Annotated in this window: 8 protein-coding genes; 5 read left to right on the top strand and 3 right to left on the bottom strand. The window is 49.6% G+C overall.

The features are described 5' to 3' along the window. Positions 1 to 2,535, bottom strand: a 2,535-nt coding sequence (locus tag NG795_RS05665; RefSeq protein WP_367287692.1) for a two-partner secretion domain-containing protein, incomplete at its 3' end; no start/stop codon positions are given. 293 nt (positions 2,536 to 2,828) lie between these two features. Between NG795_RS05665 and NG795_RS05660 the strand changes: the two genes are divergently transcribed. Together NG795_RS05660 and NG795_RS05655 are read left to right on the top strand one after the other, a co-directional pair. Next, positions 2,829 to 3,161 carry an alcohol dehydrogenase catalytic domain-containing protein gene (locus tag NG795_RS05660; RefSeq protein ID WP_367287691.1) on the top strand — a complete coding sequence of 111 codons (333 nt, stop codon included), beginning with the start codon at positions 2,829 to 2,831 and terminating at the stop codon, positions 3,159 to 3,161. Between the two features lie 110 nt (positions 3,162 to 3,271). Next, the gene (locus NG795_RS05655; RefSeq protein WP_367287690.1) at positions 3,272 to 3,772 is read left to right on the top strand and encodes a zinc-binding dehydrogenase; all 501 of its coding nucleotides are present in this window, start codon (positions 3,272 to 3,274) and stop codon (positions 3,770 to 3,772) included. 169 nt (positions 3,773 to 3,941) lie between these two features. Here NG795_RS05655 and NG795_RS05650 read toward each other — a convergent pair whose 3' ends face one another. Beyond that, positions 3,942 to 4,292, bottom strand: a complete 351-nt coding sequence (locus NG795_RS05650; RefSeq protein WP_261197321.1) for a Dethiobiotin synthetase — start codon at positions 4,290 to 4,292, stop codon at positions 3,942 to 3,944. 339 nt (positions 4,293 to 4,631) lie between these two features. Between NG795_RS05650 and NG795_RS05645 the strand changes: the two genes are divergently transcribed. Together NG795_RS05645 and NG795_RS05640 are read left to right on the top strand one after the other, a co-directional pair. Continuing rightward, positions 4,632 to 5,249 carry a CAP domain-containing protein gene (locus tag NG795_RS05645; RefSeq protein ID WP_367287689.1) on the top strand — a complete coding sequence of 206 codons (618 nt, stop codon included), beginning with the start codon at positions 4,632 to 4,634 and terminating at the stop codon, positions 5,247 to 5,249. 133 nt (positions 5,250 to 5,382) lie between these two features. Then, a complete protein-coding gene (locus tag NG795_RS05640) occupies positions 5,383 to 8,394 on the top strand; it encodes a glycerol-3-phosphate acyltransferase (protein WP_367287688.1) in 3,012 nt (1,003 codons plus the stop codon). 252 nt (positions 8,395 to 8,646) lie between these two features. Here the strand turns inward: NG795_RS05640 and NG795_RS05635 are convergent, their stop codons facing one another. After that, positions 8,647 to 9,438: an SDR family NAD(P)-dependent oxidoreductase gene (locus NG795_RS05635; RefSeq protein WP_495855876.1), complete on the bottom strand. Its 792-nt coding sequence runs from the start codon at positions 9,436 to 9,438 to the stop codon at positions 8,647 to 8,649. 624 nt (positions 9,439 to 10,062) lie between these two features. Between NG795_RS05635 and NG795_RS05630 the strand changes: the two genes are divergently transcribed. After that, entirely contained in the window at positions 10,063 to 13,011 is a 2,949-nt protein-coding gene (locus NG795_RS05630; protein ID WP_367287687.1) for a response regulator, read from the top strand. Positions 13,012 to 13,014: the final 3 nt, after the last annotated feature.

Genomic DNA, 13,014 nt, shown 5'->3' with positions numbered 1-13,014 from the left:
TGGTGGCGGTTGCATTCCACCCGGTGGTGGTGGTTGCATTCCACCCGGTGGTGGGGGTTGCATTCCTCCCGGTGGTGGCGGTTGCATTCCACCCGGTGGTGGTGGTTGAGTCCCTCCCGGTGGTGGTGGTTGAGTCCCTCCTGGTGGTGGGGGTTGTTGCATTCCTCCTGGTGGTGGGGGTTGTTGCATTCCTCCTGGTGGTGGCGGTTGAGTCCCTCCTGGTGGTGGCGGTTGCATTCCTCCTGGTGGTGGGGGTTGTTGCATTCCTCCTGGTGGTGGCGGTTGAGTCCCTCCTGGTGGTGGAGGTTGAGTCCCTCCTGGTGGTGGCGGTTGTTGCATTCCTCCTGGTGGTGGCGGTTGAGTCCCTCCTGGTGGTGGCGGTGGTTGGATCGGGGTGAATTGGATGGGTGGCGGGGGTGCGAAATTGGAGAGAATTGCAATATTGCCTTGAGTGCGATCGCTGGATAAGAGAATGCCGTTGAGTTGTTCAGTTCCCGTAAAAATGCCGCCTACAGTGCCATTGGTTCTGGCATCGCCGACAATAAAGGGGGTTGCGCTATCCCCGCCATGCCGAATAACGATCGCCTCGTTGCCATTGGCATCAGCAGTATAAAGACTCGTGGGAATATCCAGGCGATCGCGCAAAGTTCCCGTGGCGCGAAAAAATCCCCCCGTATTGATTTCTATCCTGCCACCCCTGCCGTTACTGCCTCCCGAGGCATCAATTGCAAGGACTTCAATATCTCCAGAAGAGGTGAGGGAGACATCTCCGCCAGTGGAGATAATCTCACCCGTTTGAATCCCATTATTTCCAGGATTTGACGTTAAGGTGATATTGCCACCACCGGAAGAGAGAATCGCCTTGCTATCAATCAACAGTCCCCCACTTCCCGATCGATTTGCTGTGAGGGTAATGTCTCCCTGATTGGTTTGAATGCTACCATAGACGGCAATCCAATTTCCCGCTTCCGCAGTCAATCCGACTCCAGGAGTTTGAATGGCGACTGGGGTACCTAGGGTAATGTCCTCCGTTGCTTGTAAGATGACATTAGTTGTCGCATTATTAATCAAGTCTACAGCGATCGTCGTGGGTTCGCCTAAATCCGGGTCTGCAAAGGCATCAACGTCAGACAAATTAGCTGTATTTTCTGTACTGCTGACCACTTCTATATTCGTCGGGTCCAGTAAAAGAATTCCCGAAGTACCATAAGGTGCGAGGGTATTGACGGTCCCTTGAAAGTCTAAAAATTCCCGTCCCGATATTTCTACAAACCCGCCATTTTGGGGAAGGTAAGCAGGATGAGAACCCCCTCTGGCAGTGACTTGTCCATAGAAGCGGGTGGTTTGATCGGACCAGATAATCACTCGTCCTCCATCTGCTGCCGAGGGGGAATTTGTGATTCCTGCTGGATCGGAAATAGAGAGTCCATCGGCATGAATGATTGTGTTTGCACTAACAAATGTGCGGGTGGCGGTGGGAATTGTACCATTGCCTTGAAAGTCGCCGCCAATCCGGATTGTGCCACCGCCATCAATTCCGGAGGCATCGATCGCCGCATCGATGACAGCAACGCGATCGCCTACAAGGGTGATGGTTGGTAATGCAGACTGATCAGGACTGCGATCGCTGACATCGAGGGTTCCCGAGGCGATCGCATCCCCGATTTTGGCATCCAGACTGATTCCTGAACCTGTGAGTGCGATCGTCCCATCGGCATTGACTTCTACCCCCGTAGCATTTTCTAGGTTTCCCCCGGTTAATAATTCTGAAAGTGAGAGGGGATCCGGCAAGGAGGCGAATTCCCCTCCGGTTAGAACTCCCTCGGTTCCCATCTCCACCTCTAAACTTAACAAATGTCCGCTTTGAGAGATACGAACTCGATGTTGTCCGGGGATGGCAGCAAGGGTAATATTTCCTCCAGGACTAGACAGAGTACCGGCATTGAAAACAGTTCCTCCCATTAAAACCAATGCGTGACCCGGTTGCAATTCCATCCGGCCAAAATTGGCAATGCTTCCTGGTTTCCAGGAGTCAAAAGCCAACTGCACTGGGGTTCCGACTAACTCCTGCCAATTTTGAGAACCCGTGGCAGTAAACCAGGTATTACTATCAAATCCAATTCCCGTTGCTGTAGTTGCAAAAAAATCTCCGGATACATTTAATTGAGCATTCTGTCCAAAAATTATCCCAGCGGGGTTCATCAAAAATAGATTAGCATCTCCTCCTGAGATTTGGATTAATCCATTGATGACTGAAGCGCTTCCTCCCGTAACTCGTCCCAGAATATTTTGAAGAGGGGGAATGGAGTGAAAATTGGCAATTTCTCCAGGATTTAAACCAAACTGCTCAAAGCTATGAAACAGACTGATACCATCTTTAGAGAGAGTGCCCCCTTGAATATCATATTGATTTCCATTCCAGTGAACTTGGGTACCCGTTCCATCCGTAGCGGGGGAAATTTCTTGCGCGAGAGATAAATTAACGTCCGTGAATACCGCAATGAGACTGACTAAAACAGGGGAAATTAATTTCATTGGGGTTACTGAGTTAAGGATACAGAAAATTGGGTCATCGGGGTTTAGAGGGTACAAGAGACTACATTAGGGAGAAGTGGTTGCCTTAGACGGTTAGGCGATCGCCTCAACAGGAAAGCTTCATCGGTAATCTGAGTAAAAACCCACAGGAAGAGACACCCAGGCTGATAAAATAAGGGGAAACTCTTTAGGAATAGGGACCCGTGTTAGCGGCATTACTGTACGGAAAAGAAGACTGACGTTTAGAAATTGTACCGGATCCGACACCGGATGTGGGGGAAGTCGTGATTCGGGTGAAAACTGCCACGACTTGCGGGACGGATTTGAAGGTATGGCGGCGTGGGGGTCATGCTAAGATGTTGCAACTTCCCACCTTATTTGGACATGAGGCATCAGGGGAAATTGTGGCAATTGGGGAGGGGGTTCAGGGATGGCAAATAGGCGATCGCGTGGTTGCCAATAATTCCGCCCCTTGCTTCTATTGTTTTTTCTGCGATCGCCATGCCTATTCCCTCTGTCCTAACATTACTTGGAATAACGGAACTTTTGCGGAATACTTAAAAATTCTTGCTGCCATTGTTCAAGCTAATTTACTAGCAATTCCTCCGAATTTTCCGATGAATTAGCTTTATGAACTGAACAATTAGCCTGTGTTTTACATGGAATATACCGTTCACCAATTCAACCCCAAGACCGGGTTATTGTGATTGGGGATGGAGCAATTGGATTAATGTTTGTGGCAGTTTTAGCAACCCGTTGTGCTGAAGTTGTGTTATTCGGCGGTAATGATAATCCCTTGGACATTGGCCGACAACTGGGAGCATTTCAGACTTTTAATTATCATCAATTAGACCCAACCATTCCCGAGGTGGTGAGAGGGTTCACCGATGGATGGGGTGCAGATGTTGTCATCGAAGCGACAGGAGTATCGGAAGTTTGGGAAACCGCCATCGCCTGTGGTCGTCCGGGTGCGATTATTAACTTATTCGGCGGTTGTCCAAAAGATACGACAATCACAGTAAATACTCAACGATTACATTACAGTGAAATAACCTTAAAAGGCGTATTCCATAATACCCCTTACCATGTCCGAGAAGCACTTTCTACCATTGCCAGCAGACAGATTCCCTTGGAATTGTTACTCAGCGATCGCCGGTCACTCCAAGACTTAGAAAGAACCTTCCAGGATATGCGCGATCGCCAAGTCATCAAAGTGGCGATCGTCCCCAGAGAATGAGAAAATTAGGTTAAAAATTATTGACCTCAAGGGAATATCCAATTTTTATAAACCTTGTCTCAGGGGATTAAACATTGTTCGGGGGAGGGGGAGCAATCTGCTCCCAGTCCTGTGCTGAATTGTCCAATTCAGTTATAATATCCTTATACTGGATGATTTCTAATTGGCCTCACCCCCCTTGCCAAATGCCGGAATAGATACTTTGGACGGCGATCGCAATTCGGTGTAAATCCTCTTTTAACAGCGGCGGCCAATCTACCCCAGAATTCCAGCCACTTTCAAAAAGCTGCTGACTTTCCACCGTTAAAAGATACAATGCCCAAACCAAGTTTCGGTCTAAATTTTTGGCATCTTTCACTCCTTCAAAAACCACTTTAAGTGCTAATAAAATAGCCGTAATTTGACCAGGAATCGGCGGTTTTCCTTGTTGGAGACGGCGCAGTAAATCATCAGGGTTGCGCTGAGAACTTAGGGCAGTTCCCTGATCCATTAAAAAATTGTAGGCAGTTGGGTAATCCATCGGCTTTTTTTATCGAACAAAATTGGCAGGCTCGCACTCTTGTTGCATCCTAACTGTAGCGCAAACCGAGAACCCGCGATCGCCGGGGATAGGATGACTCGCTTTTAGACAGTGCTATCCTTAACAAAGAAACTCAATCCAGCTATACAAAATAAACTCCCGTGAAAAAAATAAACCCCGCCTTTTTCCACCTCCAGCAGGGAAGAAAGGGGGGATAATTTTAGGATGGGGAATGAGGAGTATGAGCCTTCCCGTTCAGCCGATTTTATCCCTTGATCAAGAGGCGAATTTCACCCGGGGTACAAAACCCCCATAATTATAGAACTAGAGCACAGGCCGATGGGGCAATCCAACCCTCCTCATCCTCTCATCCTCACCCAAGGAGACTCCATGTCCTATTTATCTCAATTAGAAGCACAGATTATTCGGGAAATGAATCAAGCGCGGGCCAATCCCGGGGAATATGCTAACAAACTGGAAACCCTGAAACAATATTATGACGGCAGACTGTTTAAACAACCGGGAGAAACCGCGATCGCAACCCAAGAGGGAATCAGTGCTGTTGATGAAGCCATTCGGGCCCTGCGGGCAATGGATTCTAAACCCTCCTTGTGCCCCTCCCGAGGGATGTCTCAAGCAGCAGCGGATTTAGTCCAGGACCAAGGGCCACGAGGGGAAATCGGACATACCGGCAGCGATGGCAGCACCCCATTTGACCGGATGAACCGTTATGGACGCTGGCAGGGAGGGGCCGCAGAAAACATCAGTTATGGTTCCGATACCGCAGAACAAGTGGTCATGCAACTGATTATCGATGATGGGGTGAGTAGTCGTGGTCACCGGAAGAACATCTTCAACGGCGAATTTCGCTGGACTGGGGTCGCCTGTGGCCCTCATCAAACCTACCGGCAGATGTGCGCGATCGTCTATGCCAATGGATATGAGGAACGGGAGTAGGCGCAGTTGCTGAGGTAATCAGACCCCATTGCCCCGGGAATAGGGACCTCTTTCAGCAGAACTTTGATTTTTGCGGCATACTTAGATATTTGTTAAAGAGTCATCCCTCATCGCCGCAATTGCTGGTTTTTCCATGACGCTGACGCAAGTTTGGGGTACATTGCTGATTTTTATCCTCTGTCCAATCTTAGGGGCCTTACCCCTGATTGATTGGATCACTCGGGCCCTCACCGGCCAAAATTTGCGGCGGGTGGGAACCGGCAATATAGGGGTCTCTGCGGCCTTCTATCATGGAGGACGAGTTGCCGGTATCCTCGCGGTCATATCTGAGGCATCAAAAGGAATTTTAGCCGTATTGCTAGCAAGGCAGTTTTTTCCCCAGAATCCAGAATGGGAATTAATTTCCTTGATTGCCTTGGTAATGGGTCGGTATTGGAAAGGACGAGGGGCCGGGACCACCAATGTGGTTTGGGGGTTTATCGTCTATGACCCGATCGCCTCGGGGTTGATTTTTTTGATTGGGGGGATTAGTTTTACTCTAGTGCGAGAGCGTCAGCAGGGTCGGACCTTAGTGTTGGTCCTCCTGCCGCTGATTACGGCTGCCTTGCACTCCCAGCAAGTTGAACGCATCGCCGCCGCGATCGCCCTGGGGGTAATACTCTACTGGATTTACCAAAAAATGCCTGACGATTTAGATTTGCCTGCCACCAACAGTCACGAACAATCTGAGAAGATGTTTCGCTTCTTCCGAGGCGATCGCGCCCTGGTTTCTCTGGACAAACCCCTCGATGCCGCCAAAGTTGGCGCAAAAGCTGCCACATTAGCCGCCCTCAAGCAGTCCGGCTATCCCGTTCCCCCGGGATGGGTCCTCCCTCCCGGGGATGACCCCGCCCCCTTGATTGCTCATCTCGACCCATCAGAGGACTCTCCCCTGATTGTCCGGTCCTCCGCCATTGGCGAAGATACCGAAACTGCCTCTGCGGCGGGTCAATATCTCTCTATTGCCAACGTCATCTCGCGCCCCAGTTTGAGTGAAGCGATTACCCGCTGCTTAACCTCCTACGATCGCCCCAATGCTGCTCAATATCGTCAGGATTCTAGCCCCCGAGGCCGATCCAGCAATCCTCGGCAAACGGCAAGAGACGCAATGGCAGTCCTCATTCAACCCCAAATTCCCGGCGTGTTTTCCGGTGTCGCCTTTAGTCGGGACCCCATCGCTGGACAAGGGGATTTTGTGGCGATCGAAGCCCTCCCCGGAGACTGTTCCCGAGTCGTTTCCGGACAAGTCACCCCGGAACGTTACCAAGTCTTTATCTCCGCTGCCGATGTCGATGCCAGCGCAAGCTGGAAACTCCCCGAGGACCAACAACTCCCCCTCGAAGGCACCGGGGATGTCCCCCGACGATTGCTGCAACAAGTCGCCTATCTCGTCCGCCATCTGGAAAACCACTACCACGGCATTCCCCAAGACATCGAATGGACTTACGATGGGGAATCACTCTGGCTATTACAGGCGCGTCCCATCACCACCCTGCTACCCTTATGGACCCGCAAAATCGCTGCGGAAGTCATCCCCGGCACCATTCGTCCCCTCACCTGGTCCTTAAATCGTCCCCTCACCTGTGGCGTCTGGGGGAAACTGTTTAGCCTAGTGTTAGGCAAACGCGCCCGTAATCTGGATTTTCTGCAAACCGCCACCCTGCATTTTTCTCATGCTTATTTTAATGCCTCCTTACTGGGGGAAATCTTTCTGCGTATGGGTTTACCCCCAGAAAGTCTGGAATTTCTGACCCGGGGTGCAGCCTTCAGTAAACCGCCCTTAACCTCTACCTTGATTTCCCTGCCGGGATTACTGCGATTGCTGCGACGAGAAATCCGTCTAGGATTTAATTTTGATGACCTAGAACAGAGGCGTTTGGCCCCCGCCTTGGCCGCCTTCGAGTCCCAGAAAGCGCTTTCTGTTTCCGATGACACGGGATCGCGATCGGACGGTTCTTCCTTAACCCCTCAATCCCTGCTGCAACGGATTGATGAGATTTTGGAGTTGTTAGAAACGGTCACCTATTACAATATTTTGTCCCCCCTGAGTTTTGCCTTGAGAAAGGGAATGCTCAAAGTGGGCGATCGCGAACTGGATTATGGGAAAACTCCCGAAATCTCCGCAGTCCAGGCCCTCCAAGAAATTGCCAATGCCGCCTTATTGGTCCTGCCGGACTTGGATGAAATTAGTCTCCCTGGGGATAAAACCGGAGATTGTTCTCAACTGTTTGCCGTCCTCGCGGAAATGCCCGAAGGACAAGCAATTTTTGACCAATTCGATGAGTTTCTCAACCGCTACGGCTATTTGAGCGATGTTGCCACAGATATCGCCGTTCCCACTTGGAAAGAAGACCCCCGACCTGTGCGCCAACTGTTTACTCAGCAGTTGTTTCAACCTGTTCCTGTGGCAAACAAACCCACCTTTCAACGCATCCGAGCCCAAATTGTTCAAAGTCGTCTTGACTTAAAGGGTCGGGTGGCGGTGATTTATAACCAGTTGTTGGCGCATTTGCGATGGAGTTTTTTAGCGTTGGAACAGCAGTTTATAGAGAGGGAAATCATCGCTCAAAAGGGGGATATTTTCTTTTTAGAGTTTGGGGAAATTCGGCAATTAATCGAAGGTTCAAATCGGGAATTAAGACCTCTTATCCGAGAAGTAATTGCCACCCGGCAAGATGCTTTTGCCCGGGATAAAAAACTGAAATCTGTGCCTGCTGTGGTCTATGGAAATACACCGGCCCTGCCTTCGACTGTAACCCGCACCGTGGTGGATATGTCTCAAGGATTGCGGGGGATTGGTGCGAGTGCTGGGGTTGTGGAAGGTCGAGTCAAAGTGCTTCGCAATTTACAAGAAATTAGCCCCATTGATAAGGAAACGATTCTCGTTGTTTCCTACACGGATGCGGGTTGGTCCGCTGTATTAGCCCGCGCTGGGGGGTTGATTTCGGAGGTGGGTGGTCAACTCTCCCACGGGGCGATCGTTGCTCGTGAGTATGGAATTCCTGCGGTGATGGATGTTACGGATGCGACTTCTCGTCTCCAAGATGGGCAACGGGTTAGAATTGATGGTGCACAAGGGACAGTGGTGATTGTGGGGGATAGATAAATGTGGGGATGATGGGGTGGATTGAAGAGAACGACTGAAGTTGTGACTACGAACAAGGTAAGAAAGAAACGACTGAAGTCGGGACGTTGAACAAGGTAAGAAAGAAACGACTGAAGTCGGGACGTTGAACAAAGATAAGAGAACGACTGGAGTCGTTACTATGAACAAGGTAAGAAAGAAACGACTGAAGTCGGGACGTTGAACAAAGATAAGAGAACGACTGAAGTCGGGACGTTGAACATCTTTCCCACTTTACTCTTCGCTTTTAAACATTTTGCCCATGAAATTGACCCAGACTGAACGGGGGAAAAAGCGGGGGAGATTGACAATGATGTGAGTTTTAAAGGTTCCGGTTACGACAACGGGCTGATTTTTTTCAAGGCCGCGTAGGGAGTCTTGAACGACTTGTTCGGGGGGAATCATGGTAATTTTTTGATTGTTGTTCATGGTCTGGGGAAACCCAGATTGTTGGAAAAATTTACTTTGAGTTGGACCGGGACAAAGGGCTTGAATGCGGAGGTTGAAGTCGAGATTTTCGGCCCAGAGTGCTTCGCTAAAACTGAGGACAAATGCTTTAGAAGCGGCATAAACGGACATATAGGGTAGGGGTTGAAATCCGGCAATGGACGCAACATTAATGATGCTGCCCGATCGCCGCTGTTGCATTTCAGGTAAGATACAATGGGTCAGTTCCACGAGGGCTGCGATATTGAGGTGAATCATCTCTAACTGACGAGTGCGGCTGCGACGGGCAAAGGGTCCATAGTCTCCACATCCGGCATTATTAATCAGTAAATCAACAGTCAAACCTCGGTCTTTAACGGTTTGATAAACCTGGGTGGCTGCCTGGGGTTGTCCGAGGTCTTGGACAATGACTTCAACTTGAATGGGATACTGGTTTCGGAGTTCTTGGGCGAGGGTATTGAGTTGCTCTTGCGATCGCGCCACGAGAATCAAATGGTAATGACGACGAGCTAATTCTCGGGCAAATGCCGCACCAATTCCAGAAGATGCTCCCGTAATTAAAGCCGTTTCCATGCTCATCCCTATAATTTACTAAACGTTGAGTACCGTGCTGAATTAAAGCCAGCAGAGCAACCGAATTATAAACTTTAGTTTGTGTCTGTGCCGATCGCCCGGATTCTCAGGAGGCAGGGATCGCGATCGGCCTTTGTCCGGAGGGAGTCGATGCCCTGGCTCCAAGGCCCCTACCTAGAGCTGCGGTCCTAGTCGGATATCTACCCTTTTATTGGCTGAGGTTCTGATTCGGCTCATTGCGGGTTGAAAGTCGCGCCAGCACGAGCTGATCCTGCTACCCTTAAAGTATGACTTTTACGGGTTCTAAAGGGCTAAAAGCGCAAACTGCGGTCTCCCTAAAGGGAGAGTATCAGTCTGTTAAAGGTAGCTGAAACCCCCGAAATTGAGGATAATATGGGGAAACTCAGACGCTTACCCCACAGAAGGAGGAGCGATCGCGCAGATTTATTCCCCCTGGCGATTTCCCATCCCCAGGATTAGCCAATTCACGCTAACTCGATTCAACGGAGGAATCATCCCTCATTCCACAATACTCTGAACCCATTTGCTGCTGATTGGTTCAGTTTGAGCAAAGCAGTCTTCTGAACCTGCCACCGATCTCTATCCATTCAGTCTTTGAGCTCCAAGACTATGACCAGGCAGAATGCCAAAGCCACCAGTCCCAAAATGACCTGGACACCACACCCGATTACCGTCTTGCTCATTGACGATCAACCGATCATTGGTGAAGCAGTCAGTCGGATGCTTGTAGATGAAGAAGATATTATTTTTCACTATTGCCAGGACCCTCTTGATGGCGTTCGACAAGCCACGGAAATTTCCCCCACGGTAATTTTGCAAGATTTAGTCATGCCGGATGTGGACGGGCTATTATTACTGCGGTTTTTTCGCGCCAATGCCGCCACCCGTGACATTCCCATGATTGTACTGTCGGTGAAAGAAGAAGCCAAGCTCAAAGCCGAAGCGTTTGCTGCCGGTGCGAATGACTATTTGGTTAAACTACCCGACCCCATTGAACTCCTGGCCCGAATTCGCTACCATTCTCAAGCTTATATTAATCGTCTCCAACGGGATGAGGCATATCAGGCACTCCAGGAAAGCGAACTGCGCCTGCGCGGTGTTTTGGAAAATATGCCGGTGATGTTGACGGCGTTTGATGTCGAGGGAAATATTATCGTCTGGAACCGCGAGTGTGAAAGAGTCACGGGCTATTCTTCTGCGGAAATTATTGGCAATCCCCAGGCTAAACACCTGTTCTCGGATCAGTCTTCAGAGAATGGGATATCTACAGACTTGAGTGCACCTTCTACCTCGCCATTTGTCACCCCTGTGCCGTCGGTGAATACCCTACGCGATGCCATTATTGAAGAAGTGAATAAAGCGCGCAATCATGGACGCGCCCGGGAATGGCAAATTACCTGCAAAGATGGCATGATCAAGACCGTGGCTTGGTCTAATATCAGCTCACGCTTCCCGATCGCCAGTTGGGCCGGATGGGGAATTGGCATTGATATTACAGAGCGCAAACAAGCCGAACTCGCTCAAGAACAAGAATATCAGCAACTCCGGCAATTTATTGAAAATGCCCCGATCGCAATGGCGATGTTCGATACGGAAATGCGTTTTCTCTCCTACAGCAACCAATGGCTCACGGATCATAATTTGGTCTCTCAAAGTCTTTTGGGTTGCAGTTACTATGACATCTTTCCCGATATCAAAGAAGACTGGAAAGAACTCCACCACCAGGGATTAAAAGGACAATTTATTTCTCGCACGGAAGATAAGTGGGAGCGGGCCGATGGGTCGGTGTTATACTTCCGCTGGGCCGTTCAGCCTTGGTACGTCAATCCCCTCAATGGGACAGAAGATGGCGAGGCGATCGGGGGTGTGATTATTGTCGCCGATCGCGTGGATGAATTGATCCAAACCCGCGAAGCTGCCCTAGAAGCTGCCCAAGCCAAATCACAATTTCTGGCCAATATGAGTCATGAAATCCGCACCCCCATGCATGGCGTCTTGGGAATGGCGGGGTTGATGTTGCATACCGAACTGACGCCTAAACAACAGGAATATGCGGAAACAATTCGGATTTCTGCCAAACATTTACTCGGCCTGATTAATGACATCCTAGACTTTTCTAAGTTGGAAGCCGGGGAAATGCATTTGGAAATTTTGGAGTTTAGCTTATATGAATGTCTGCAAGATGTGATCAATTTATTTAAACCTCAAGCCGAAGACCAAGGTCTGACTTTAAAACTCCATTTTCAGGAAAATTTGCCCCGGTTTGTGCAAGGTGACCCCAGCCGATTGCGCCAAATTTTACTCAATTTAGTCAGCAATGCGATTAAATTCACCCCGTCCGGTTCTATTTCTGTAAAAGCCAAATTAGAGGAAAATACTAACCGTCAGACGCGCATTTATTTTGAAGTCACCGATACCGGAATTGGGATTCCCCCGGAAGCCCAGGCTAAACTGTTTCAATCTTTCTCTCAGGTCGATCCTTCCACTAGCCGTCAGTATGGCGGAACGGGATTGGGACTGGCCATTTGTGAGCAATTGGTCTCCATGATGCAGGGGAAAATTGGCGTAAACAGTCAAGTCAATCAGGGCTCAACCTTTTGGTTTACCCTGGAATTTCAGCCAGCCACTCGTCGGGAACCCATCGGCGAATCTCCAGAAGAAAGGGAGTTGAGTTCTTTAGAACCCAAGGGCGCTCGCTTGATTTCTAGTGGAAAAAAAGACCTAAAAATTTTGGTGGTAGAAGATCACTTAATCAATCAAACCGTTATACTTTCTCAACTTGAAACCCTCGGCTACCAAGCAGACTGTGTGGCGAATGGTCTGGAAGCACTCAAGTGTTTGGAAGCCCAAAATTACGATATCGTCTTGATGGATTGCCAAATGCCATTGATGGATGGTTATACGGCGACTCAGGAATTACGGCGGCGAGAGGGGAATCAAAATCGCACGGTTGTGATTGCCTTGACTGCCCATGCCATGAAAGCCGATCGCGAGAAATGTTTAGCTTCCGGCATGGATGACTATTTGAGCAAACCCGTGGATGAAGAGGATTTATCCCGAATTGTGCAGCGATGGGCCCAGAAAATTCCTCTGAGTCATCAGAATCATTCCCTTGGGGCGACAGACTCAGAATTGGCGGAATCAGGTGCTCTGGTTTCTGTGAATCCAATCTATTCCTCCAGTGGAAATGGCAATGGTTCTGGAATCCATTCCCCGGATTTTACCCTCCCCATCGATCGCGATCGCCTCGAAAAAATCTCTCGGGGTAAAATCTCCGTCAAACGGCAACTGCTGCAAATGTTTCTGGAAACAGCCTCCCAAGATTTACAGCCCTTAGAACGGGCGATCGCCTCCCAAGACTATTCCCAGGTGAAGCATTTCGCCCACCGACTCAAAGGTTCTGCCGCCAATATGGGGGTTCCCATTCTCTCCGATCGCGCCAAGGAACTCGAAGAAATGGCCTGCCAACATAGTCTCGACGGATCCACTGAACTCTTAGACTCGTTTCGCGAACTCCTCGATGCGGTGGATGTATTTATTGAAACGGAACTGACGTGATGA

Origin of the sequence: Laspinema palackyanum D2c, assembly GCF_025370875.1 — a bacterium.
Lineage (GTDB): Bacteria > Cyanobacteriota > Cyanobacteriia > Cyanobacteriales > Laspinemataceae > Laspinema > Laspinema palackyanum.
This window is presented reverse-complemented; position numbering and strand designations above follow the sequence as displayed.

What these genes read in the sequence shown, in the direction of transcription:
- NG795_RS05650 (WP_261197321.1), bottom strand. Translation starts at nt 4,292, where the DNA reads ATGGATTACCCAACTGCCTACAATTTTTTAATGGATCAGGGAACTGCC.
- NG795_RS05645 (WP_367287689.1), top strand. Translation starts at nt 4,632, where the DNA reads ATGGGGCAATCCAACCCTCCTCATCCTCTCATCCTCACCCAAGGAGAC.
- NG795_RS05640 (WP_367287688.1), top strand. Translation starts at nt 5,383, where the DNA reads ATGACGCTGACGCAAGTTTGGGGTACATTGCTGATTTTTATCCTCTGT.
- NG795_RS05635 (WP_495855876.1), bottom strand. Translation starts at nt 9,438, where the DNA reads ATGAGCATGGAAACGGCTTTAATTACGGGAGCATCTTCTGGAATTGGT.
- NG795_RS05630 (WP_367287687.1), top strand. Translation starts at nt 10,063, where the DNA reads ATGACCAGGCAGAATGCCAAAGCCACCAGTCCCAAAATGACCTGGACA.